The following is a 25836-nucleotide window of genomic DNA, read 5'->3' on the forward strand; positions in this document are numbered from 1 at the left end:
CTAGTTCAAAGATTAAAAAAATAAGAAATTAGAGGCTTGACTAAACGTAGGAGAGAGGTTAGGCCAAACATTAACTTTTGACCTAGCCTCATTTTCCGTATAAATACAACCTCCATTGAAACGTGTTTCTATTTGTTGTTTACGCTGCTATTCTCATCCTCACTGGATAGGCACATCGCCTTTTTTAGGCCACGGGTACATTCAGCTTGAATTGTAACATGACTAATATTGTACTTATCTTTTAATATGCTTTCAATACTGCTATATATCTTCTCGGTTTCACTCAGTGGCAAATCGGGCAGATTGACGTGTACAGATGCCATTAGCTCATTTTCATTAATTGACCAAGAATGAAAGTGATGAACATCCTTTATTTCAGGAATAGCTAACAAATCATTCTTAACGTGTTCGACATTAATATCGGGTGATCCTTCCATAAGGATTCTGAATGTTTGCTGGATAATTGGGAGAGATTCATAAGCAATATAGAGTGATACTAAAATAGTAATAACAGGATCAATCCAAGTGAGATTAAAAAAGTAAATAAAAATGGAACCAATTATTACTCCAATTGAGGCAAGGGAGTCACTTAACAGGTGTAAGTAAGTAGCTTTAATATTAAGATTATTGTTTGCTCCGCCATGTAACAAGAGAGCAGCACCTAAATTAGCAATAAAACTAACGACTGCCACCCAAAACATGATTGCACCCTTGACGGCTTCAGGATGCTGAATACGATTAATTCCTTCGAATAATAAGAATAAAGAGATTAATACTAATATGATTGAGTTGAGCAGAGCAGTTAGAATTTCTGCACGGCGATAACCATAGGAGTTTTTAGGAGTAGCCTTTTTGTGGCCGATAGCATTAGCAAAATAGCTTAAAACAATTGAAAAAGTATCACTAAAATTATGAAATGCATCAGAAATCAGTGAAAGGCTGCCTGAAAGTAAGCCGCCAACTAATTCAAAAAAAGTAATTAAAATATTTAGAGTCGTGACTGATAAGAATCTTAAGTTAGTGTTATTAGATTGTTCCATACTCCTACTTCCCCTCTATGATGATATGAGTATATGTTCATATTGTCTTAAATATAGCACTGGGGGTTAGGAAAAACAATGAGAATCTATCAGAAATTTAAAAAAATAAAAAAGAAACGCTTCTGTAACAATTCTTGAAGATATCTGATGTATCATCAATATATAAATAAAAAGGAGGAACTGCACATGGAACAATTCTTTGATTTTGGCAGTGGTTCGAAGGTCAATCGTTTAGGATATGGGACAATGCAATTGCCTGGTGAGGGTGTTTGGGGACCTGCTAAAGACGTTGAAAATGCTGTGGAGGTAATCACAACTGTAATTGATAATGGTGTTAACTTTATTGATACTGCAGATTCGTATGGGCCTTTTTTCGCCAATCTTTATTTGAAAGAAGCATTGAAACAGCGGCCGGATAGCAATGTAATGGTAGCAACAAAAGTTGGATTTACAAGACAAGGACCAGGGCAATGGACCCCTAATGGCCGTCCGGATTATCTAAGGCAACAGGTTGAATTAAATTTGTTTTCATTGGGATTGAAGCAAATTGATCTTCTACAGCTTCATAGAATTGACAAGACGGTCCCTCTTGAAGATCAGATCAATGTTCTAAAGGAATTGCAAAGTGAAGGAAAGATTAAGCATATTGGGTTGAGTCAAGTTTCAATTCCTGAAATTGAGGCAGTACAAAAGATTGTTCCAATCGTATCTGTTCAAAATAGATATAATTTGATTGACCGTGCTGATGAAGATGTATTGAAGTTTGCTGAAAAAAATCATTTGGCATTTATTCCATGGTTCCCACTTGCAACAGGAAAGTTAAGTAAAGATAAAAGATTGCTGAAGATTGCAGATAAATACGATGCAAGCTCTTCGCAGATTGCGCTGGCTTGGCTATTGAAAAAGAGTGCAGTCGTAATGCCAATTCCTGGTACTAAGTCAAAGGAACATGCAGTGCAGAATTTAAAAGCAGCTAAGATTGAACTAACGGATGCTGAATTTAAAGAACTTGAAAATTTAAAATAGTAGAAAATATGAAGGCAGTACAAAGTCGGGGGAATTTGAAAACTAACTCAAAATTATGAACATAGTGAAAACTTTGCTATGAGTAATTCTAAGTTAGACGGAGAGCTTTGACTTATGAAACACGTTTATTCTTAATAGATAAAAGAGGAACCGAATCAAAATATAACTTTTGACTCAGCTCCCTTGTAAAATTTATTGTGTAAAACTTAACAAACTATCATATAAAAGGAGTTGCAACAAAGTGGATTTTAGAGTTGAGAGCGATACAATTGGGCCTGTTAATATTCCTGCAAATGTCCTGTGGGGGGCACAAACTGAGAGAAGTAGGCAAAATTTTAAAGCGGGCAACAAGATGCCTTTGGATGTAATTAGAGTATTATTAGTAATTAAAAGGTCCGCCGCAGTGGCTAATGGGCAACTAAGAAAGCTGACTGAAGAAAAAAGTGATTTAATTATCAAGTCGGCCGATGCCTTATTACAGCTTGAAGATGCAGAATTAAGGCGTGACTTTCCATTGCGCGTTTATCAAACCGGTTCCGGGACACAAACGAATATGAATGTTAATGAAGTTATCGCCCATATGGCGAAGCAGCTTAATTCCAGTCTAGAAATTTTACCAAATGATGATGTTAATATGGGTCAAAGTTCTAATGACGTTTTCCCTACCGCGATGAATATTGCAGCGACTCAGGCTTTGAAGAATGTCATTACAGAAGTTCAGAAACTAACTATCACGTTAAAGAATAAACAAGATCTTTATTGGGAGACTGTAAAGATAGGGAGAACACACCTGCAGGATGCAACGCCATTGACTTTTGGTCAAGAGATTAGCGGCTGGGTAAGCATGTTGGATCATGATTTAGGGTTTATCAATGGTACAAAGGAGAGTTTGTATGAATTGCCACTGGGAGGAACTGCGGTAGGAACAGGGCTGAACACAACAAAAGAATTTACTGAAATTGTAAATGATGAGCTTAGTAAATATTATCAAGGCAAATTCAATGTGAAAAATAATAAGTTTTATGGATTAGCTGCACACTCAGCGATAAACGCTGTACATGGGACACTAAAAACGTTGGCGGCAGATTTGCTTAAAATTGCAAATGATGTCAGGTTTTTAGCAAGCGGTCCTCGTGCTGGGTATGGTGAATTGAATATTCCGGCAAATGAGCCTGGATCATCAATCATGCCAGGTAAAGTTAATCCTACGCAGGCCGAGGCACTAACGATGGCAGCTGTGCGTGTGATTGGCAACGACACAGTAATTTCAGTGGCAGCATCACAGGGAAACTTTGAAATGAATGTTTATAAACCTGTGATTATTGAGGCTTTTCTGGAATCAGCGAACTTGCTGGCGCTTACCGTCAATGGCTTTAATGAAAAAATGATTGCTGGAATGACAGTTAATGAAAAGAAAATGGCAGCTTTAGTAGATAATTCACTAATGACTGTTACAGCTTTGTCACCGCATTTGGGATATCATAAAAGTGCTGAGATCGCACAAAAGGCACAAAAGCAAGGCCTTTCATTGAAAGAAGTGGCATTAGACTCGGGAGAGATTTCAGAAAGTGATTTTGATAAATGGGTAGATCCTAAGAAGATGACACAAATTAACTCAAAGTAAAGAGTGTGTGTAGGAATAGAAAGTTTAAATGTAAATAGTGCTAAAAATGAGAGGAGAAAAAAGAATGCCTGAAAAGTTCGTTTTCACATCTAGCCCAATTGAGCAACTTAAAGCAGATTACGATGTAATAATAATAGGCTCCGGCAGTACGGGCCTAACTTGCGCAATCCAAGCAAATGAACTTGGACTCAAACCAGTTATTCTAGAAAAAATGGATAAGATTGGAGGTAATACTAATCGTGCATCATCTGGCATGAATGCCGCCGAAACGGAAGTACAATTAACACATGGAGTAGTTGACAGTTTTGCTGAATTCTATAATGAGACATATCAAGGTGGAGGAAAGCTGAATAACCAAGAAATGTTGGAATATTTTACTACGCATGCTGCATTGGCGATTGAATGGCTTTCTTCGCACAATATAGAGTTGACGGATCTAACGATTACAGGTGGAATGAGCAAAAAAAGAGCACATCGGCCAGCTTCAACTGCACCAGTTGGAGCATATTTAATTAAAGGGCTGTTAGGTGTTGTTCAGAGAGAGAAAATTCCTCTATTTACACAAGTTAAGGTTGAACATATAAAGAAGAATACGGCTGATATGCAAGTAGTTATCAGTCTGGATGATAAGACGCAAAAGACGATTACGGGGAAGTCGATTGTCATTGCAACCGGTGGCTTTGGGGCTGGCAGTGAATGGATCAAGAAATATCGTCCAGAATTGATGAATTATAAGACGACCAACCAAAGTGGTGCAACGGGGGATGGATTGTTGCTGGCACAAGAAATAGGCGCGGAATTGATTCAGATGGAAATGATTCAAATTCATCCGACAGTGCAACAAGACACACCGCATGCATATCTGATAGGCGAAACGGTTCGTGGTGAAGGGGCCATTCTTGTATCTGCAAAAGGAAAACGATTTGTTGATGAATTGGATACAAGAAAAATTGTTTCACATGCAATTACTGCTTTACCAGAAAAGAGTGCGTACCTAATCTTTGATGAAAAAGTCAGAAAACGTGTTAAGGCAATTGAATTCTATAATCATATAGGATTGGTAAAGAGTGCACCAACAATTGCTGAATTGGCTGAAATCTTAAAAATTGATAGTAAGAACTTAGTTTCAACTTTATCAGAATGGAATAAGGCAGTTGAAACCACAGTGGATACCGAATTTGGCAGAAAAACAGGAATGAACATCAAATTAGATGCAGGGCCATATTATGCAATTCATGTTGCACCAGCAGTCCATTATACAATGGGTGGGGTCCATGTTGATGAGAAGACCAGAGTATTAGATGGAAATGGATATGTGATTCCAGGAATTTTCGCTGCTGGAGAGGTTGCAGGTGGATTACATGGTAATAATCGAATCGGAGGCAACTCCATTGCAGAAACAGTTGTTTTTGGAAGACAGGCTGCACAGCAAGCATATGTGTATTTGAAGCAATAGTTGGGTTGAAAACTAGATAAGAGTCCCTCTTTGCTAGAGTTGTTTAAAAGACAGCTCTATTTTTTTATAAATCTTAGAAAGGTTGAAAGCGCTATCTAAATAATGTAAAATAAGTGTGTAAATAGATATTTAAAAATGATGAAGAGAGGATATGTTTATTATGAGTGAAAAAACTATTATGTTATGTTGTGCAGCAGGTATGAGTACTAGTATGCTTGTCGCTAAGATGCAAGGTGCAGCAAAGGAACAAGGCAAAGAATATGATATTTTTGCAATCTCGGCGTCCGAAATTAGTCAAAAGTTAATAGAAAAAGAAATTGATGTTGTTTTATTAGGGCCGCAGATTAGATACATGAAGAATGATGTTAGTAAGAAGTTACTTGATAAAAAAATTCCACTGGATGTAATTGATATGCAGGCATATGGGATGATGAATGGTGCAAAAGTTTTGAAACAAGCAGAAGAATTAATGGCTTAATGGACCATAATTTTAATCAGCGAAAGGTGGCAAAGAATGGGTTTTCCAGAAAATTTTTTGTGGGGTGGAGCTACTGCTGCTAACCAGTATGAGGGAGCGTACTTAGAGGATGGCAAAGGCTTAAATACCGCAGATGTATTAACTAACGGCTCACATACTGAAGCACGAAAGGTTACATGGATTGACAAGAAAACAAATAAAAAAGGGCATACCCCGGTAATATGGGGTAAGAAATTCGAGATACCGACGGGTGCAACTCCTACAGTACTTGAAGATGAATACTACCCGAGTCATACAGCGACTGACTTTTATCATCACTACAAAGAAGATATTGCTTTAATGGCCGAAATGGGATTTAAAGTATATCGATTATCAATTAATTGGGCAAGAATTTTCCCAAACGGGGATGATGAGCAGCCTAATGAGTTAGGTCTAGAGTTTTATGATCAGGTATTTGATGAATTAGAGAAATATGGAATCGAACCATTAGTAACTTTGTCCCATTATGAGACACCGCTTAATTTATCTGTCAAATATGGTGGTTGGATTAACCGTAAATTAATTGACTATTTTGAAAAATATTCGTCTATTGTAATTGAACGTTATCATGATCGAGTGAAGTACTGGTTAACATTTAACGAGATTAATGCGATGGACTTGTCCCCTTATATTGCAGGAGGTGTGCTTAATCCCACACCACAAAACCGAGCTCAAGCCGCACATAATCAATTTGTTGCTAGTGCAAAAGTAGTTAAACTTGCGCATAGAATTGATTGGGAAATTAAAGTAGGACAAATGTTGGCTTATCAACCCCTATATTCCTATACATGTGACCCAGTTGACCAAGTTAAAATTATGGAAATGAATCAGAAAATGTTATTTTACTCGGATGTACAAACTGGCGGAAAGTACCCTGAGTATCGCTGGAAAAAATATGAACGAGAAGGAATTGTACTTGATGATAGTCCCGAAGATTATAAGCTGCTTGCGAAATACACTGCCGATTTTTTAAGCTTTTCATGTTATGGTTCTTCTGTGTTCACAACACATCAAGAAGAAGCAAAGGTCAGTGGAAACATGGGAATTAATGGAATAAAGAATCCCTATTTGGAGACTAATGCTTGGGGATGGGCTACTGATCAAGAATGTCTGCGGATAGTGTTAAACACATTGTGGGATAGATACCATAAACCTCTTTGGATCGTCGAGAATGGGATAGGTTGGGCTGATGTTCTTGAAGATGGAGAAGTACATGACGATTATCGAATTAAATATTTAAAGGCGAATATTAAATCAATGAAAGACGCAATTGAGATTGATGGTGTTGATTTATTAGGGTATACAATGTGGGGATGCATTGATTTGGTATCGGCGGGAACCGGCGAAATGAGGAAACGATACGGCTTTGTCTATGTTGATCGCGATGATCAAGGAAACGGGACTCTGAAACGAATTCCAAAAGACTCGTTTTACTGGTATAAAGAAGTAATACAGAATAATGGTTCAGAAATCTAGAAGATACGATAAAAGTAGCAGTCCTTGAATAAAGGTCAAAAATTTAATTTTATTGGCAATAAAACTGCAGAAAGTAACTATTTCATTGTGGCTTTGTTGCTTATTTAAGTTATCGACAATTTAGGGCTTCAAAAGTAAAGGATATGAAACTTGTCTGTTTCAAGTTAGTACTATAAGGATGTATAATAATTATATTCTGATAAAGCGGGGAGAAAATATGACTGAAATAGCACAATTCTACAATGATTTCCAACCAGCACATTATGATATCTACATTGAGATAGATCGTAAGACTAAGAAAATAAATGGGACAACCAAGATTACGGGAATCGCAACCAGCACAAATATTGCAATTCATCAAAAAAATCTGAAGGTTAGTCTTGTTGAGGTAAATGGGAAACAAAGTAAATTTGAGATTGATACGGCTAGTGAGGCTCTTCGTCTGACTGTAGATAAACCGGGTGAAATTGAAATCAAGATTGATTATGAGACGAAATTAACTGATTCGATGATGGGTATTTATCCTTCTTACTATGAAGTTGATGGTGTCAAAAAACAGATTATTGGGACCCAGTTCGAGACAAATTTTGCGCGCCAAGCATTTCCTTGTATTGACGAACCTGAGGCGAAAGCAACATTTGATTTAGCTTTGAAATATGATGAACATCCAGGAGAATTGACACTGGCTAATATGCCTGAAAATCATGTTAAAGCTGGTGTACACTATTTTGATACGACTGTTCGGATGTCAACATATCTGGTGGCATTTGCGTTTGGGGACTTGCAAGGCAAGTATGCTGAGACTAAAAGTGGGGTTAAGATTGGGGTTTTTGCAACAAAAGCACATAAGGCTAATGAATTAGATTTTGGCTTGGATATTGCAAAACGTTCAATTGAATTTTATGAAGATTTCTATGAAACACCATATCCACTACCACATTCATGGCAATTGGCGTTACCTGACTTTTCGGCAGGGGCAATGGAAAATTGGGGCTTGGTGACTTATCGTGAAGCCTATCTGACACTTGACCCAGATAATACTTCACTAGACATGAAGCAACTTGTTGCTACTGTAATCGCTCATGAGCTAGCTCATCAATGGTTTGGCGATTTAGTAACCATGAAGTGGTGGGATGATTTATGGTTGAATGAGAGTTTCGCTAACATGATGGAGTATGTGGCAATTGATGCATTAGAGCCAGATTGGGGAATCTGGGAGACTTTCCAAGCGGCGGAAGTTCCTGCAGCATTGCAAAGAGATGCAACTGAGGGTGTTCAATCGGTGCATGTTCAAGTTGAAAATCCTGCTGAGATTGATGCATTATTTGATGGTGCAATTGTCTATGCTAAGGGAGCCAGAATGTTAGTGATGGTTAGAGCACTAATCGGCGATACTGCATTGCGGGCTGGTTTGAAAGACTATTTTGAAGAACATCAATACGGCAATGCAACCGGTGCTGATTTATGGAAAGCACTAGGCAAAGCATCAGGAATAGATGTGTTAAAGATTATTAACTCTTGGCTAGAGCAACCGGGTTATCCTGTAGTAACTGCAAAAGTTGTAGATGACAATATTGTCCTGTCACAGAAACAGTTTTTTATTGGTGAAGGCCATGATGAGGGACGTCAATGGCAAATTCCACTGAACAGTAACTACGAAGAAGTTCCTACAATTATGTCGAAAAATGAAGTTACAATTGCTGGGTACCAGCATTTGCGGGAACAAAAGGGTGAACCGCTGCGAATCAATGTTGGTAATAGCTCACACTTTATTATCAGATATGATGATACGTTGTTGAATGATATCTTACAGGATGTTACGGAATTTGATTCGATCACACAATTGCAAATTCTTCAAGACTTGCGTTTGCTGGCTGAGGGTAATCAGGTTTCATATGAAACAATTGTGCCATTACTTGGCAAGTTTGCAGATAGTAAATATGCATTAGTCAACACTTCTTTGTACAGTGTAGCGAGAAATCTGCGTAAATTTGCGGCACCACATACTCCAGAAGAACAAAATTTAAAGATGCTGTATGTTAAATTAAGTGCACACCAAGTTGAACGCTTAGGTTGGATTCAAAAAACAAATGAATCGGTTGATGATCAATTAACGAGGCCGTATGTTGTTGGTGCAGCAATCTATGGTGACAATGAGACAGCCGTTGCTCAAGCTCATAAGTTGTTTACTGCAAATCAAACCCAATTATCAGGTTTACAGGCGGATGTCCGCGCGGCAGTATTAATAAATGAAGTCAAAAGTTTCGGTAGCCATGAATTATTCGAAAAGTTATTGGCAGAGTACCGTCAATCAGCAGATGGAAGCTATAAAGCAGATATTTGTGGAGCATTAACAAGTACCAAAGATTTAGTAATTCTTAGGGAACTTGTTGACAAATTTGAAGATTCAGAAACAATTAAGCCACAAGATTTGCGTGCTTGGTTTGCAGGGGTATTATCAAATGATGAAGGTGAGCAGCTAGCCTGGGACTGGATTAGAAATGATTGGCAATGGTTGGAAGCTACTGTTGGTGGCGACATGGAGTTTACGACTTTTATCACAGTAATTGCCCGCGTTTTGCGTACCGAGAAAAGACTGTTTGAGTTTAAAGACTTCTTTGAACCTAAGCTGGAGGTTCCTGGACTGACACGTGAAATTAAGATGGATACAAGTGTAATTGAAAGCCGTGTTAAGTTAATTGCTGAACAAGGAGAGAGTGTAAATAAAGCAATTAAAGAAGCATTATAAAAATATAGTAATATAAGGCAGAAAAAAGCTGAGGCAAATTTTGAATTTTGCTTCAGCTTTTTTTGATTCTGGATAAGCGGATACTCTAAGTCAAAAATTTCCGTTTAATTCGAAATTATCAGTTTGTGTCATACATCCTTTTCCTATGTTTGTTTGAGTCTTTAATGATGGCGTGTGTGTTCTGCTAAGTGAACCAAATGAGTCAGGAATGCATGTGTTGAGGCTTCATAACGGTATTTTCTACCAAGATCAACGAGATAGCCATTGATGTAATCAACTTCAGTTGGACGATTGTGTGACATGTCTTGATACATTGAAGGGTAATGTAGCGGATTAGCAACTTTTGACACATAATTAACACTATTTAATTCTTCTTGACGTGAGTTAATCATGGTAATGTTTGCACGTTCGCAGATGTCGTAGGCTTCATTAATCAATTGGCGACTCAGTTCATCGGCACCGGGATAGCTTGCAAACTCTCCCATGGTGATTTCAAAGAGTGTGCATAATGTGTTGACAACAGAATTGAAAACAACTTTGGCCATTAAGGTCCCTAAGAAATTAGTGGTTAAGGTCGGATTGAATTGTGCTTTTTCAAGTTCTGTTACAATTTTGTGTGTCAGCTCATCCGGCTTTTCAGTATAATTTGCCAAATTCATTGTTCCGGCTCCACGTGCACCAATAAAATCGACATCTCCAGGTCCATTCAAGACTGTAGCGACAAGGGCAGTTCCAGCAATTAATTTTTCGGGTTTAAAATAATTTAACAGCTTTTCAACGTGTCCCATTCCATTCATACATGTTAAGACATATTGATTTTCGTTGAATTTAGGTGCTATTCGTTGGAGCAGACTTTCAAGTTGCATTTGTTTTGCGAAAACTACCCATACGTCAGGATTACCCGTATATTCTTCAGGATAAAACATCTTGATAGGAGTGAGCTGCCTATTCTTATGATCACGTGATACAAAGACACCGTTTTGTTTTTTGACTGCTTCAACATTTGGTTTCCAAGTATCAACAAATTCAACCTCATTGCCCGCTTCTTGAAGTAAAACACCATAGCGATAACCCATAGCGCCTGAACCTAATACTGTAAATTTCATGAAAACTCCTCCTAGTAATATTTTATGATGAAGATGAAAAAAAGGACGTCCAATAGACAAATGTCTAAAGGACGCCCTCGCGTGGTACCACCTTTTGTTCACTCACGATGTGAGCCTTTATTCGAACTAAAAATCAATTCGTCAGCACTATAATGGGTGCCCCCAAAGTGATTTACTTATTTGCTGCAAATTTCGACCACTACGCTCAGAGATGATTTTTATTAATCTAGGATACCTACTTTCACCAAGATTAGGTTCGCTAAATCCATCTAATTAATAAAGCTTCTCATCAACACGTTATCTCATCTTTTTTTAATATGTTTGAAGTCTAATACTTTTTTTTGCTGTAGTCAATAGCTTTTGAAAGAAAAGTTGATTATATGTAAAATGAATTTAAAATTAGTTTTTTATTAAAAAAAGATTGACATCTTAAACTTCTTGGAATAAACTAATATCAATATTAATAGACTAGTTTATTCAACTACAAAGATTAATGACTTAGTTTTGCTTAGAGAGTATGTGGTGGTGCAAACATATCAAAACTATTTTACGAAAGTTGTATTTGAGAGCTTGCTTTCAGAGGTAAGATGGATACTTCCATTATAAAGTTGGAATAACAATTTTGTTATTTCCTTTAAGATGAACTTTTTAGTTCAAAAAAGGTGGTACCGCGTTTACGAACGCCCTTGGATTGATGATACAATCAATCTAAGGGCGTTTTTTGTATTAAAAAAAAGGAGATGTTGATAGTATGAAGTATGGAGTTATTGGTGCAGGCGCAATGGGTTATCGTTATGGTGTTATGTTACAGGAGAATGCAGGTGTTGAGGTTGACTTCATTGATACTTGGGAACCAAATGTAGAGAAAGTTCGTGAGTTGGGTGGAGTTTCAGTAGCCAGAGACCATGAAAATCGAAGGGTTGTTCCAATTAACATTTATTATCCAGAAGAATATCAAGGTCATCCCGATGTATGGATAGTTTTTAAAAAACAGATGCAGCTGGAAGAAGAACTCGCACGTGATGCCAAAGCAGGACTTTTTCATGATGATCAATATGTTTTTTCTGCGATGAATGGAATGGGTCATTTTGAAAAAATCGCTCAATATTTTTCACCTGAGAAAATAATTTGCGGAACTGCAATGATTGCCACAAGGCTAGATGGACCAGCAGATGTTGATTTTATGGGAGCAAAAGGTGCAGAAGTTATGCATCTTGCCATGTATGCAAGCAAGAGTGTTCCAGGAGAGATTACAGATTTTGTTGCGGATTTGAAAAAAGCATACTTAGGGCCAATTGTTGTTGCAGATTATCTTGGAATGTGCATGTCAAAAGTGGTTTTTAATGCTGTTGTCAATACGTTGTGTACGATGTTTGAAGTCCAAATGGGTCAGTTTATTGAGTATGAAGGTGTTCCTCAGATGGCACGTCAATTATTTGATGAAGCATATGATGCGTGCGAACGGGCTGGAATTTATCTGATTGAAACTAGACAAGAGGAGATTGATTCAGTTACAACTACAAGCCATGCACTTAAGTATCATTATCCGTCTATGTATCAAGACTTTTCTAAAGGAAGGCCAACAGAAGTTGACTATATCAATGGCTATATTGCAAAAATCGGTCGTGAACATGATTATATTTGTCGTACTCATGAATTTGTTACACAACAAGTTCACCTGGCTGAGTTGATGAGAAAATATCACTAAAAAATATTTTACACAATCTACTTGACGGGATACTAAAATGATTGATATACTCAAGGATATATCAATGTTTTAAACTCAAAGAGTTAAAAAAGAGGAGGAAATAATTATGGTATTTGGACACGTGCTATTCGGAACTATCGCAGTTATTGGTGTTTTACTCTTGGAAGTAGGTTTTTATCGAGAATTTAATCGTCTAAATATGATTCAGAAACTAGGAATCTTTTTGACTATCTTTGGGTTAGTTGCAACAACTGCATTAGGAATTTTCTTAGCTGGAAGTTTTCTTGCTGGCATAGTGGTTGCAGCATTAGGTGTAGTACTGTTGGGTATTTTGGTACGACCAGTGTTTAGTATTGAAAAAACAAAATGATTTAACGTAAGATAAGCAAAGTTTAAATTGAATGGCAGTGGTAGGGCTGTTTGAAGTGCAGAGAATAGGGAAAAAGGATTATGCCGTATAATTTGGGCATAATCCTTTTTTAAATTGAATTTCAAAGCTATGCTTCAATTAGGTCATTAAAGAAACTCAGTAGTCGTTTCTTAGTGAGTTTTTCTTTTTCAGGGCCAGCAACATCAAAAACAACTTTACCCTTATCTAACACAATTAGGCGATTGCCGTATTTTAGCGCATCATCCAAGTGATGTGTAATCATCAAGCAAGTCAGGTGCTGCTCGGAGATTGTCTTGTTTGTTTCTTCCATTAGTTGAAAGCTTGTTTTAGGATCTAATGCAGCCGTGTGTTCATCAAGTAATAGTAGTTCAGGTTTCTTGATAATGGCCATCAAAAAACTAAGTGCCTGCCTTTGGCCACCAGAAAGGTTCTCGGTTGCAACATCTAGCTTGGTGTTTAATCCATTGCTCATAGAACTAGTCAATTCTTTAAAATGCGATTTGTGACTAGTTAAGTGACGAAGTGTTAAGTTGCGCGAGTTTCCTCGACGCAGGGCTAAATTCAAGTTTTCAGCAACAGTCATTCGGGGAGCTGTACCCATTTTTGGATCTTGGAAGACCCTTCCTAAGTATTGTGCTCTTTTTTCAACTGTTTCCTTTGCAATCTCTTTTCCATTTAATAGAATATGACCACTAGTTATTGCAAGATTACCGGCAATTGTATTGAAAAGTGTGGATTTACCAGCACCATTTGAACCTAAAACTGTAATGAAATCTCCAGAAAAGATATCAAGATTTAGATTACTTAAAATAATATTCTCAGAAGGAGTTCCTGAATTTACAGTTGTAACGATGTTTTTTAGAGAAAGAATGGGTTTATTTTGCATTTCTACTCCCCCCTTGAGTGAGAATTTTAGTCAAGTTTAGTTTTTTACCTAATACAGGCGACATTAGGCAAAGAGCCAAGATTATTGCTGACAGTAAATTGAGATCGTTTGTGCTGAAACCAAGTTGTAAAACAATTAAAATGACAAAACGGTAGATAATACTTCCTAGGGTTACAGCAATTAGTCTTTGATTAAGTGTTAACTCACCAAAGACAACTTCCCCAATAATAATTGATGCAAGGGCAATCACAATGATTCCAATTCCCATGTTAACATCTGCATAACCATTGCTTTGGGAGATTAAAGCCCCACCAAGACCGATAATTCCGTTAGAAAGCATTAGTCCCATAATGGTCATGGAGTCTGTGTTAATCCCCAGTGAACGGGCCATCGTTGGGTTGTCACCGGTTGCGATGAATGCCTGCCCCAACTCGGTCTGGAGAAAGAGCATTAATAAAATGGTGATTATCGCTACTGTGACTAAGCCAACGAAAACACTATCAAAATATTTAGGAAGTGACTCAAGAAAATGATTTGAGAAAATAGTCTGCTTCCCTAATAAAGAGATATTTGAGCCACTCATGATTCGCAGGTTGATGGACAAACACGCTGTCATTACAAGAATTCCAGCTAGCAAGATAGGAATCTTGCCTTTTGTGTATAGCAATCCGGTTAGTAATCCTGCAAGTGCGCCAGCGATAAAACCAAGAAGGCACGCGAGGAAAGGAGAAACCCCACGAGTGATTGCAGCAGTTGTTACAGCAGCACCTAGCGGGAAGGTTCCTTCAACAGTCATATCTGGAAAATTCAAGATACGGAATGTTAAAAATAAAGCAACTCCCAATATAGCCCATAAGAGACCTTGACCAATACTTGAGACAACCATACTCATTTGAAAACCTCTCCTTTATTTTGTGCTTGTTTGACAATATCATCAGGTAACGTAATTCCTAATAACTTAGCTTCTTTTGTGTTGATTACATATTCGCCCTTAGTTACATATTCAACTGGGAAATTTTTAGTTTTTCTGCCGCGAAGAACTTGTGCAGCCATTTCGCCAGCGACTTTGCCTAATTTGTATTGACTGATTGCATATGATGCAATACCGCCATCTTTAACCATTGTGTCAGCAGCTGCAAATACGGGAATCTTGGATGTGTTTGCAACTTCAACCAAGGTTTTCATAGCCGAAGCTACCTCGTTGTCTTGCGGAGCATAAACTGCATCAACTTGTGAAACCATTTGTTCGGCAACTTGCTGCATGTCATTTGTGCCTGAAATAGTGTAGAGCTTATAGTTTATACCTTCTTTTTTACAAAGTGCAGCGAATTTTTTTGCATTATAGGTACCACCATGATCGGATGATGTGTAGATAATACCGACTGTTTTGGCATTGGGCATCACTGCCTTTAGCAATGCCAGTTGCTTCTTTAATGGTGATTCGCCTGAAGTACCAGTGATGTTAGCACCAGGATGCTTATCAGTTTTAATTAGACCAGCCCCAGATGGATTAGTTATGCCTGCAAGAATGACAGGCGTTTTGTTACCAGCGACATTAGCCAGAGCTTGTGCTGCAGGAGTGGCAATACCTGCCATTAGTGAAACTTTCTCATTTGCAAATTTAGTACTCATGGTTTTTAAGTTGCTCTGATCACCTTGTGCATTTTGAAAGTCAATCTTAATATTTTTGCCAGGGATATAGCCGTATTCTTTTAAACCAGCTACAAAGCCCTTATGAATCTGATTGAGTGCAGGATGAGTCATTAACTGCAAGATTCCAACAGTAGGTATTTTTTTCTTCGCTGCGGCAGTATTTGACGAGTTGTTTTGTGTCATAAAAAAGGCGACTCCCAAAAATATAACTAGTGCGGCAATAAATCCATAAAGTCTTTTCATAATTAAAATCTCCCCATTTTTTATTATAAATAATGAGAGCAAATAAAAAGGGCAAACCAGCATGCTTGGTCGCCCTCGAACCAAAGCCTGCTGTGTAGACCCATGCAGACTTCAGACTTCTTCTAGAATACAAGAAAGTTAGTCGGCACAGATACAAACTGTTTGCCAGATTGTATCCGTGTAATTACGAATTACAATCCGCTATGCCGGCTTTGCCATGAACTATTCATTTTGAATAAATTAGACTTTCTCATAATCAAACTCGTCCCTTCAATAATTGTTGATGTTAGTATATTGTTAATTATCCAAAGTGTCAAGAATAATTATTAAGTTTTTGCAAAAGTGCTCTTGTTTTCTTGATGATGCTCAATATCCATCCTAACATCATCAGCAATATCTGCGATGGTTACTTTCCGCATTTTAGCTTCTGTAGTACTTTGAATTTCTAAGTAGTATTTGTTTAAAATCGTTGGGATAATATGCCCAACTTGGCACTCTTTTGAAGTATTTTGATCAACTTTTAAAAGCGGAGAATCAGGACAAGTTGCCATATATACATCAAAGATAGTAATCTTGCTTGGATCTTTTGTCAATTTAGGACAAGCAGCTCCTTGGGTTGTTTCAAGTAAGTTTGCTTTTCGCAGTTGTCCCATCATTCTGCGCGTCAAACTAGGATTAGTATTAAGACTACTTGCAATCAATTCGCTTGTGAGTTTTTGTTTATCATGCATCTCAATATACACTAGAATATGAATCAGGTCACTTAAACGATTATTAGCCATTAGAAGGCACTCCTTTCCTCTGTTGTTACTTTAAAAGTAATATAGCACAAAATATTAAAAAAATAAATAAAGAAGTTTGTTAGTTTCAAGCTGATATGTGTTAAAATTACATAGAATATAAAAAGTAACATGAAATGGGTTAATAAGGTTTAGAAAGGCTTTTGGAATTGGGAACGCTTTACAAAAAATTAATTTAAAGTTAGTCTAAAATATAAATTAAAGTGAATAAGAAATGAGGGGATTACAATTTCAATTAGATTAGTGGCAATTGACATAGATGGAACATTAGTAAACTCACAAAAGAAATTAACTGAGCGGGTCAAGCAGGCAATTACACAGGCCAAAAAAAGGAATATCAAGGTTGTGATATGTACGGGCAGACCAATCTCAGGGGTCAGAGAATTATTGAAAGAATTGGAATTGGATGATCAAGCAGAGCAATATGTAGTTTGCTTCGGTGGTGCAGTGGTTCAGACTACTTCAGGCAAGATAATCAGCTCACAGCCAATCACCTACCAAGATTATCTTAAACTTGAAAAGTTGGCTCGAAAGCTGAATTTGCACTTTCATGCAATTAGTGAGGACAGAATCTACACAGCAAATAAAGATATCGGATATTATACGGTTTATGAGAGTACATTAGTTTCACTGGGAATATCATACCGTACACCGAATGAGATGAGTCATGTCAACCTAATCAAGGCAATGTTTATTGATGATCAAGCTATTTTAGATCAGGCTTTAAGTAATTGGGAACCATTTTCAAAGATGGAAGCTAATCTTGTTTTTACTAAAAGTGCACCTTTTTATCTAGAAGCCAATGCAAAAGGAGTTAACAAGGGGAATGCTTTGTCTAAGTTAGGAACAGTTCTTGGAATAAAACCAGATGAAATCATGGCAATTGGCGATGAGCAAAATGATTTAAGTATGATTAAATTTGCAGGGTTGGGCGTTGCGATGGAGAATGCTATTCCACAGATTAAAGAGGCAGCGAGTGTAACTACTGCTGATAACGATCATGATGGAGTAGCAGAAGCAATTGAAAAATATGTTTTATAGTCACGGTTGAGAGTATCTTTAGTGGATTCTATTTTTTTCTATGTGAGATAAATATAAATAGTGTTAGAGTTGTAGCAATTTTAAGCAACTCTTTTTATTTGGTTAGCATAAGTGAAGATAACTCATTTGTATAATGAAGTTTCAAAATGAAAATTTGCTTTATTATAAAAGAGGATGATGGAGGTTTTGAAATGAAGAATGGGGACAGTAAAGCGCGGCAAAATATTTGGTTGATGATTGCAGCGGTAGGAATATTTACTTTTATGTCAACTTTAGATTCATCAATTATTAATATTGCCTTACCCGTAATCTCTAAAGATTTATCAATTCCTATGAATAAAGCGACTTGGACTGTAGCAATTTATTTAATATTTATCTCAGGATTAGTAACTTTTTTGGGAGGCTTGGGTGATCAGATAGGGAAAATCAGGGTTTTTAAAGTTGGAACTTATGTTTTTACGATTGGTTCGCTACTTGCTGGGATTAATCTAGGTTTATGGTTTCTGCTCTTTGCACGGATTATTCAAGCGGTGGGAGCTGCGATGACAATGAGTAATAGCTTTGGGATCATAACAGGGGCAGCTCCTTTGAAGATGCGTGCGCGTGCAATGGCTTTAAATGCAATGTTTGTGTCGTTAGGTACAATTACTGGACCAGGTCTTGGCGGACTAATATTGGAACATTTTAAATGGTCGTATATTTTCTGGGTAAATGTACCTGTCGGCATTATAGCAATTATTATTGGAATAAAAGTATTACCGCAAGAAACGAAATCTGTTGCAAAGGTTACTTTTGATTACTTAGGGATTATCAGTTTGTTCTTGACAATCAGTATCTTCTTTTTAGGAGTAAATATTGGGCAAGAGCAAGGCTTTGTAGAAGCTATCCCAATGGGAGCATTTGTCGTTTCAATCGCATTATTAGCTTATTTTATAGTTCATGAATTACACACGACCAAGCCGTTGTTAGACTTAACGATTTTTAAATCTTCGTTGTTTACGATTAGCCTGATTGCTGCCTTTCTAATATTTACAAGTAATTTTTTTATCAATGTGTTATTACCATTTTATTTTGAAAATCTAAGAGGGATTTCGTCAGGAACTGCGGGGATTTATATGATGATTTGGCCAGTAACGATGCTGATTGGAACACCAATCGCAGGCTATATCGCAGATAAATTTGACCAGGAGTATGTCACACTATTAGGATTAACAGTCTTGGTACTTTCATTTTTCGGCTGGAGGGTCGTTAATGGTGAGTCCTCTTTATTATTTGTAGGAGGTCTCTTGGTACTTGGTGGAATAGGTATGTCATTTTTCCAAACGCCCAATAATGCTTTGATTATGACCAATGCACCTAAAGCAAAGCTAGGTGTAGCTGGAGCGATGAATGCACTGGCTAGAAATCTAGGGATGATTTCTGGAACAAGCCTTGTGACCACAATTTTGTATTTTGCTATGAGTCAAAAGATAGGCTATACAATTACTAGTTACCCAGCTCATGATGCCAGTGTTTTTGTGTATGGCATGCATATTGCTTTCACAAGTGCAACATATATTATTTCATTTACCTGGTTATTGACACTGTATCGTGTCTGGATGAGGACAAGGAAACAATAAAGTATATAAAAACTTCCTTTGAGAGTCTTTAGTTAAAAGATCTCAAAGGAAGTTTTTTACTTCATGGCCTTAATTGCTAATGCAAAATCACCTTGAGTTGCTGATCCATTCTTAGGGACAAGTGGTGTCACAATATAGTCATTTAGATTTGCTACGTCAATGTAGTCGTTTAATAATTCTTTGAACTGCTTTCGGACTTTTACTAGAAATTCTTCGCTTGAAACACCGCCGCCAATTATAATTTTTTGTGGTCTGAAAGTAAGTGTCGTCTGCACTGCTGCCTGTGCAATATAGTAGGCAATGATATCCCACGTTGGATCAGTCAAAGGAACCTCTTGACCGGGGACTCCCAATCGGGCTTTGAACGTCGGACCAGAAGCTAATCCCTCAAGGCAATCGCCATGATAAGGGCAAGTTCCCTTAAAGTCTAAATCCGCTGGATGATGTTTGACAAAGACGTGGCCCAATTCAGGGTGACCTTGGCTGCCAATGAACTTCCCATCAATAATAACACCGGCACCTATCCCAGTTCCCACTGTATAGTAGACCAGAGAATTAAGCTCTTCTTTTTTATTTTTATAAGCCATGTATTCTCCATAAGCAGAACCATTGACATCGGTTGTCCAAAATATTGGGATATCAAGGGCATCCTTGATTACACCAACAAAATCGGTATCTTTCCAACCAGGCTTAGGAGTAGAAGTCACATAACCGTAGTTCACTGCGGATGGACGGATTTCAATTGGCCCAAAAGAGGCAATTCCAATTGATTTTAATTCAGGAAACTTTTTAAAAAAATCAACAGCTTTTTTTAGTGTTTCTCCGGGTTTAACGGTCGGGAAACTAATACTTTCTTTAACATTATATTCTTCATCACCAACGGCACAGACAAATTTTGTTCCGCCAGCTTCAATACTTCCTACGAGCATTAAACTAACCTCCGATAATTTTATGTTTTTATTTAGTAGCCAAATGTTGAATGACTACGGAGTAACTTTACAGGTAAAATGTACTGTGTTTGTTCAAGCTTAGAATCTGGTTCATCAATTCTTTGAAGTAGAATACTTACTAATAAAGAAGCAATATCAGAAATCGGCTGAACAATTGTCGATAATTCAGGATGATACTCTTGAATGAATGATGTTCCATCAAAACCGACAATTTTTAGTTGCTCGGGAACAGCAATATCCAATTCATTTGCGGTCTTTAGAACAAGAATCGCAGTTAGGTCATCAGAACAAACAATTCCATCTATATTGTGTTGCATCAGCAATTTCTTAATTGAAAGCAACTTTAGAGTAGGCGACTCAGCAAAGTTGATAGCGTGAACATGTGAAGTCAGCTTTAATTTTTTGATTGTCGATTGATAGCCTTGAAGCCTATAATCAGTGGGATTTCCTGCTTTTCGTGGATTCCCTAGAAAATAAATATGTCTAGCTCCAGCTTGATAAAGTTCACTAGTTGCCATTGAAGTCCCTTTGAAGTTGTCACTACTGACAATCGGGATGTTCGGGGATAGCAACCGGTCAAAAGAAACGATTGGAAGCCCGACTTTATTGTATTCATTAATGCCTAAATTATGAGTTCCTGCGATTATGCCGTCAACTTGATTAGCAATCAGCATTTTTAGGTAGTCGCGTTCTTTTTCTCTATTATCAGCACTATTGCAAAGAATTATTTTGTAGTTATTTGAGAATAATTTATTTTCAATCTGCTCAATTAGTTCTGCAAAGAAGGGATTAATGATTGAAGGAAAAATCACACCAACTAGCTGTGTTTTCTTACCATGCAGTGAACGTGCTAGTGAATTTGGTTGATAGTTAAGCGAGTCCATTGCTGCATGGACCTTATCCTTAGTTGCTTGACTAAGATATCCATAGTTATTGATTACTCTAGAAACTGTTGTAACTGAGACACCTGCTTTTTTTGCAACGTCAATTAATTTTGGACGCACGCAAAAGCCCCCTTTTAGTGGATTGTATTTGAAATCTTCCACCAATCACCATTATAAATGACTTCGCTTTCACTAGCTAGTACGATTTGCAAATCATTGTTGTTTGGGAAAATGCGCTGACTAAAAACAAGTTCTCCATCGTTTATAAAAACTTCACATGTAGAGTGATCAACAAGAATATGCAATTTAATAGGTGCGTTATTTTGTAGAGATACACGGCGTTTAGTGCCATAAGTTGTTGCAAAAGTTTGACCACAATTTTTACGATCAATTTCAAAAAATGCAGCTGAAGAAGTTGAAAAATGCAATTTTAACCCCTCTGAATCAGGCCCATTCAATAAGGATAGGGTTCCTTGCTGATTTTTGGGAAAAGATAGTTCCAACTCATACGATAACGTAGCTTTTTCCACGATTACTTTTCTTTGCCGACTGTCTAGTGACCCATGTAATACTGCATGTTCCTCACGATAATTTTTGATAGCAGCGACAGGTTCTTGATAAAGTTTATCGTCTCTGATAGTCAGCTTCTTCACCACACTCATACAATGTGCCCAGTTTTCAGAATCAGTTGGGTAATCAATTTCAGGCAATCCCAACCAACTAACTAAATAAGCATTCCCATCGGGTGCGTTGAATGCCTGACTAGCGTAGATATCAAAACCATGATCAAGCAGTTCAAGACGATGGCTACTATTGAATTTACCTTTTTCTAATTGACAAGTATCCCCGACAAGATAGGTATTTGGATAAATATTGTTGTAATTAATAATATTCTTGTTGAGACCTTGCGGACAAAAAATAAGAACTGGTTTTCCATCAATGGCAACAAGATTGGGGCATTCAATCATATATCCCATATCTTGTTGCGTGAAATTAAGATAACCTAAATCTTCCCAGGTAGTTAAATTCTTCGATTTGAAAATAGAAATTTTTCCACGTTTGGTAGCTGCGTCTTGTGCCCCAAGTAATACGAAATAAGTATCATCTTTCTTTAAAATTTGTGGATCCCTAAAATGATCGGTTACATGTTTTGGTTGTTCAATTAATGGGTGAGCTAACTTTGTAAACTGATTATCTGTTGTCAAATAAGCTCCATTTTGGAATGGGTGGCGAACCCAATTCTTGTCGCGGACATTTCCTGTGTACATTAAGAACAACTGTTCATCAATGACTGTTGCGGAACCAGAATAAACACCATGCGAGTCGTGAACTGTATCTGCAGTTAGGGCAGTTCCTAAATTGCGCCAGTCAACTAAGTCATCTGAAACTAAATGGACCCATGATTTTAAACCATGAACGGGTCCAAAGGGGAAAGATTGGTAAAACAAATGCCATTGGTTATTAAAAAAGGAAAAGCCATTTGGATCGTTTAGTAATCCAGAGGTTGGTGCAATGTGATATGTTGGTCGGAAGCTTGACTTAGCTGCTTGTGCCTGCAACGTTAATAAATAATCAGCTGACCATTTACCATATTGTGAATATAAGTTTTTCCGTGTCCACTTCATAAAGATATTCCTCCTTGAAACCGTTATCTTATATGAGCTGATTTTATCGTGTTTAAGTTAATATGTCAAACGAATACCATTTTAATCCTATATATAACAACAACAAATAAATAAAAAAAAGTTTTGTGATAAACGATTGACATATTGAAATTATTAGGTATGATAGGAGTGTAAATAAAACGTTTTCAAAAAGGAGTGTATTATCATGAATCACAAAAAAGTAGCTACAGATATTATAAAAGCTCTTAATCAAGATAATATTGTGGCAGCAGCTCATTGTGCTACACGTTTAAGACTAGTGTTAAAAGATGATGAAAAAATTGATCAAAATGCATTGGAAAATAATCCAGGAGTCAAGGGGACATTTAAAACCAATGGTCAGTTTCAAATTATTATCGGCCCAGGTGATGTAAACAATGTTTATGAAGAATTAATAAAACAGACCGGTCTTTCAGAAGCGACCACAGAAGAATTGAAAAAAGTTGTAGAAAAAGACAAAAAATTTAATCCAGTAATGGCATTCATAAAGTTATTATCTGATATTTTTGTTCCAATTATTCCAGCCTTAGTTGCCGGTGGTTTATTGATGGCCCTTAATAATATTTTAACTGCACAAGGGTTGTTTGGTGCTAAATCAATTATTCAGATGTATCCACAATTTACAGGGCTAGATGAAATTATTAATTTGATGGCAGGTGCACCATTTACTTTTATGCCAATTTTAGTGGGTGTTTCAGCTGCGAAGCGCTTCGGTGGGAATCAATATCTCGGAGCCGCAATGGGAATGATAATGTGTGCGCCATCATTAATAACTTCTGGTGATGTTGCTACAGCTTTGGCGGCGGGGAAGATGACATATTGGCATATATTCGGCTTGAATGTTGCCCAAGCAGGTTATCAAAATTCAGTAATTCCAACTTTGGCAGCGGTTTATATTTTAGCCAATCTAGAAAAATTCTTTCACAAAAAATTGCCGAGTGCCCTTGATTTTACTTTTACACCACTATTAGCAATTATTATAACTGGGTTATTGACCTTTACAGTTGTAGGTCCAGTGATGAGAACGGTCAGTGATGGTATCACAAGTGGAATTGTTTGGTTATATAACACTGGTGGTTTTGTTGGGACTGGGGTCTTTGGATTATTGTATTCCCCAATTGTTCTTACAGGATTGCATCAGAGCTTCCCAGCAATTGAGACTCAGCTTATTTCAAACATTGGAAAAACCGGTGGTGATTTTATTTTTGTAATCGCGTCAATGGCTAATGTTGCTCAAGGTGCGGCCTGTCTTGCGGTATACTTACTTTCAAAAAACCAAAAACTACGTGGTCTTGCATCTTCAGCGAGTGCATCTGCTCTTTTAGGAATTACAGAACCAGCAATGTTTGGAGTTAATTTGAAACTCAAGTTTCCATTCTTTTGTGCGATCATTGCTGCAGGAATTTCATCTGCTTTTGCAGGCTTCTTCCATGTTTTGGCACGTTCGCTTGGCTCAGCTGGCTTTATTGGGTTCTTGTCGGTTGATGTTAAGTCAATTCCAATGTATGCAGTTGGAGAATTAATTAGTTTTGCAATGGCATTTACGTTAACTTATCTATATGGAAAGAGTCATCAGCAATTAATTGATCCATTACCAGTTGCAAGCGGTACTGAACAAGAGGCTACTGAAGTTGCACAACGACAAATAAATCTCAAAGATGAGATTATCGTCGCTCCAGTTGCCGGAGAAGCAGAATCTTTAACTACTGTGAATGATAAGGTATTTTCAGCCAAGTTAATGGGTGATGGCGCTGCAATTATTCCAAATAATGGAGATGTTTTTGCCCCAGTTTCTGGTGAAATCACTGTTGCATATGAAACAAAACATGCATATGGAATAAAGTCGGACAATGGTGCAGAAGTCCTATTACACCTTGGAATTGATACTGTTGAGCTTAAGGGAAAGCATTTCACTTCTGAAGTTGTTCAAGGACAGCACGTAGAAAAAGGCCAGAAGTTAGGGAATTTCGATGTAGTAGCTGTCAAATCTGCTGGATATGATACAACGGTGATGGTTGTGGTGACAAATACTGTTGATTATGCAAGTGTAGATAGAATCAAGACAGAAAGGGTGACTGTTGGTGATAAATTAGTGGCGGTTACGAGACGTTAGGAAGCATAGGTTTGTGTTTTCTGGAATCAATAGAGGACTAGATCAAAAGTTAACTTTTGATCTAGTCCTCTATTGATCACGAATAAATGCGTTTCATAAGTCAAAATTTTCCACATAATTTCGGTTTAGTCCTCAAATTTATCTGACTCCTAGCATATCCTCTTTTTTTACAACATTTTTTCTCTGATTTTAAAGGCTTTTTCAAAATTATCGGTAATGATTCCTGCTACTTGTTGATTAAATAATTTTTTGATTTTAAATGAGTCGTTCACTGTCCAAATTCTTTGGAGAATATCACCTTTTTGGTAATGGTGCAGGTGCAGCCCTGATAAACCCAATTTTTTAATAAATAGTGCAGCTTCAGGTACTTTGTGCATAGTTAACCAGCAATATAGCTGCGAAGCATCAATTTTTTTGCATCTCTTTAATGTATCCAAATTGAAAGATGAATAGATAACAGGTTTGTCCAAATTATAACCCTTAACGGTATCAAGAACGATTTTTTCAATTCCAGGATAACTTATTTTGTCAGTTTTTAACTCAATATTCAACTGAACTGGAGAGGTACCAACTAATTCAAGTATTTCAGCTAAAGTTGGAATTGGTTCACCATTATCTAATTTGAATTCACGCAATTCTGAGAGAGAAAAGGAGCGAATTTCTCCCTTTTCACCGGTTGTTCGATCAACAGTTTCATCATGAAGCACGACAGGTATGCTGTCTTTGGTCAAATGAATATCAAATTCTAATCCATCTATGTGATGTTCAATTGCGTAGCGGAAGCCTTCAAGTGAATTCTCAGCGTATTTTGCAGGGAAGCCACGATGACCAAAAATCAAAGTTTGTTCCATTATTTTTTACCACCCTTTTAGAAGTTCAATCAAAAAGAT

The 25836-nt window shown here is 37.2% G+C and carries 21 protein-coding genes; 11 read left to right on the forward strand and 10 right to left on the reverse strand.

Translation table 11 applies throughout. The features are described from left to right. Nucleotides 1-128 precede the first annotated feature (128 nt). Nucleotides 129-1040 carry a cation diffusion facilitator family transporter gene (locus ABF682_RS09470; protein WP_289980563.1) on the reverse strand — a complete coding sequence of 304 codons (912 nt, stop codon included), beginning with the start codon at nucleotides 1038-1040 and terminating at the stop codon, nucleotides 129-131. Nucleotides 1041-1226: 186 nt separating this feature from the next. Between ABF682_RS09470 and ABF682_RS09475 the strand changes: the two genes are divergently transcribed. The 6 genes from ABF682_RS09475 to ABF682_RS09500 all read left to right on the forward strand — a co-directional run bounded on the left by ABF682_RS09475 (nucleotide 1227) and on the right by ABF682_RS09500 (nucleotide 9888). Then, complete coding sequence (locus ABF682_RS09475) at nucleotides 1227-2066, forward strand: aldo/keto reductase (protein WP_415619648.1); 840 nt, start codon at nucleotides 1227-1229, stop codon at nucleotides 2064-2066. A 241-nt stretch (nucleotides 2067-2307) separates the two neighbouring features. Further along, nucleotides 2308-3690: a class II fumarate hydratase gene (locus ABF682_RS09480; protein ID WP_415619649.1), complete on the forward strand. Its 1383-nt coding sequence runs from the start codon at nucleotides 2308-2310 to the stop codon at nucleotides 3688-3690. Nucleotides 3691-3754: 64 nt separating this feature from the next. Then, on the forward strand, nucleotides 3755-5146 hold the full coding sequence (locus tag ABF682_RS09485; protein ID WP_415619650.1) for a flavocytochrome c: 1392 nt from the start codon (nucleotides 3755-3757) through the stop codon (nucleotides 5144-5146). A 160-nt stretch (nucleotides 5147-5306) separates the two neighbouring features. Then, complete coding sequence (locus tag ABF682_RS09490) at nucleotides 5307-5624, forward strand: PTS sugar transporter subunit IIB (RefSeq protein ID WP_289980556.1); 318 nt, start codon at nucleotides 5307-5309, stop codon at nucleotides 5622-5624. A gap of 36 nt (nucleotides 5625-5660) precedes the next feature. Beyond that, nucleotides 5661-7139 carry a glycoside hydrolase family 1 protein gene (locus ABF682_RS09495; protein WP_415619651.1) on the forward strand — a complete coding sequence of 493 codons (1479 nt, stop codon included), beginning with the start codon at nucleotides 5661-5663 and terminating at the stop codon, nucleotides 7137-7139. Nucleotides 7140-7356: 217 nt separating this feature from the next. Continuing rightward, entirely contained in the window at nucleotides 7357-9888 is a 2532-nt protein-coding gene (locus ABF682_RS09500; protein WP_415619652.1) for a M1 family metallopeptidase, read from the forward strand. 161 nt (nucleotides 9889-10049) lie between these two features. On the opposite strand, the gene ABF682_RS09505 is transcribed toward ABF682_RS09500, so the two are convergent. After that, nucleotides 10050-10994 carry a ketopantoate reductase family protein gene (locus ABF682_RS09505; RefSeq protein WP_415619653.1) on the reverse strand — a complete coding sequence of 315 codons (945 nt, stop codon included), beginning with the start codon at nucleotides 10992-10994 and terminating at the stop codon, nucleotides 10050-10052. A 751-nt stretch (nucleotides 10995-11745) separates the two neighbouring features. Between ABF682_RS09505 and ABF682_RS09510 the strand changes: the two genes are divergently transcribed. Further along, nucleotides 11746-12702 (forward strand): ketopantoate reductase family protein, encoded by a 957-nt coding sequence (locus ABF682_RS09510; RefSeq protein ID WP_289980550.1) that lies wholly within the window; start codon nucleotides 11746-11748, stop codon nucleotides 12700-12702. Between the two features lie 106 nt (nucleotides 12703-12808). Beyond that, nucleotides 12809-13072, forward strand: coding sequence for a hypothetical protein (locus ABF682_RS09515; protein WP_289980549.1), 264 nt, complete (start codon nucleotides 12809-12811; stop codon nucleotides 13070-13072). A gap of 127 nt (nucleotides 13073-13199) precedes the next feature. On the opposite strand, the gene ABF682_RS09520 is transcribed toward ABF682_RS09515, so the two are convergent. The 4 genes from ABF682_RS09520 to ABF682_RS09535 all read right to left on the reverse strand — a co-directional run bounded on the left by ABF682_RS09520 (nucleotide 13200) and on the right by ABF682_RS09535 (nucleotide 16657). After that, complete coding sequence (locus ABF682_RS09520; protein ID WP_415619654.1) at nucleotides 13200-13979, reverse strand: ABC transporter ATP-binding protein; 780 nt, start codon at nucleotides 13977-13979, stop codon at nucleotides 13200-13202. Continuing rightward, nucleotides 13969-14871: an ABC transporter permease gene (locus tag ABF682_RS09525; RefSeq protein ID WP_415619655.1), complete on the reverse strand. Its 903-nt coding sequence runs from the start codon at nucleotides 14869-14871 to the stop codon at nucleotides 13969-13971. The genes ABF682_RS09520 and ABF682_RS09525 overlap by 11 nt, the downstream gene beginning before the upstream one ends. Then, nucleotides 14868-15875, reverse strand: coding sequence for a tryptophan ABC transporter substrate-binding protein (gene trpX / locus ABF682_RS09530; RefSeq protein ID WP_415619656.1), 1008 nt, complete (start codon nucleotides 15873-15875; stop codon nucleotides 14868-14870). Before trpX ends, ABF682_RS09525 begins: the two co-directional genes overlap by 4 nt. 326 nt (nucleotides 15876-16201) lie before the next feature. Further along, a complete protein-coding gene (locus tag ABF682_RS09535; protein ID WP_289980530.1) occupies nucleotides 16202-16657 on the reverse strand; it encodes an Rrf2 family transcriptional regulator in 456 nt (151 codons plus the stop codon). A 261-nt stretch (nucleotides 16658-16918) separates the two neighbouring features. Here ABF682_RS09535 and yidA point away from each other — a divergent pair, with 261 nt between their 5' ends. Both yidA and ABF682_RS09545 read left to right on the forward strand, forming a co-directional pair. Then, nucleotides 16919-17716, forward strand: a complete 798-nt coding sequence (gene yidA, locus ABF682_RS09540; RefSeq protein WP_415619657.1) for a sugar-phosphatase — start codon at nucleotides 16919-16921, stop codon at nucleotides 17714-17716. A 191-nt stretch (nucleotides 17717-17907) separates the two neighbouring features. Continuing rightward, complete coding sequence (locus ABF682_RS09545) at nucleotides 17908-19335, forward strand: MFS transporter (protein ID WP_415619658.1); 1428 nt, start codon at nucleotides 17908-17910, stop codon at nucleotides 19333-19335. 56 nt (nucleotides 19336-19391) lie between these two features. Here ABF682_RS09545 and scrK read toward each other — a convergent pair whose 3' ends face one another. Genes scrK through ABF682_RS09560 form a run of 3 tightly spaced genes read right to left on the reverse strand, consistent with a single transcriptional unit; the run spans nucleotide 19392 to nucleotide 22794 of the window. After that, nucleotides 19392-20264: a fructokinase ScrK gene (gene scrK / locus ABF682_RS09550; RefSeq protein ID WP_415619659.1), complete on the reverse strand. Its 873-nt coding sequence runs from the start codon at nucleotides 20262-20264 to the stop codon at nucleotides 19392-19394. A gap of 32 nt (nucleotides 20265-20296) precedes the next feature. Further along, on the reverse strand, nucleotides 20297-21289 hold the full coding sequence (locus ABF682_RS09555) for a LacI family DNA-binding transcriptional regulator (RefSeq protein ID WP_289980523.1): 993 nt from the start codon (nucleotides 21287-21289) through the stop codon (nucleotides 20297-20299). Between the two features lie 14 nt (nucleotides 21290-21303). After that, nucleotides 21304-22794 (reverse strand): sucrose-6-phosphate hydrolase, encoded by a 1491-nt coding sequence (locus ABF682_RS09560; protein ID WP_415619660.1) that lies wholly within the window; start codon nucleotides 22792-22794, stop codon nucleotides 21304-21306. A gap of 205 nt (nucleotides 22795-22999) precedes the next feature. Between ABF682_RS09560 and ABF682_RS09565 the strand changes: the two genes are divergently transcribed. Continuing rightward, nucleotides 23000-24946, forward strand: coding sequence for a sucrose-specific PTS transporter subunit IIBC (locus ABF682_RS09565; protein ID WP_415619661.1), 1947 nt, complete (start codon nucleotides 23000-23002; stop codon nucleotides 24944-24946). Between the two features lie 167 nt (nucleotides 24947-25113). Here the strand turns inward: ABF682_RS09565 and ABF682_RS09570 are convergent, their stop codons facing one another. Continuing rightward, the gene (locus ABF682_RS09570) at nucleotides 25114-25800 is read right to left on the reverse strand and encodes a glycerophosphodiester phosphodiesterase (protein ID WP_415619672.1); all 687 of its coding nucleotides are present in this window, start codon (nucleotides 25798-25800) and stop codon (nucleotides 25114-25116) included. Nucleotides 25801-25836 lie beyond the last annotated feature (36 nt).

The sequence above is a fragment of the Liquorilactobacillus sp. genome, assembly GCF_047719775.1.
Taxonomy (GTDB): Bacteria; Bacillota; Bacilli; order Lactobacillales; family Lactobacillaceae; genus Liquorilactobacillus.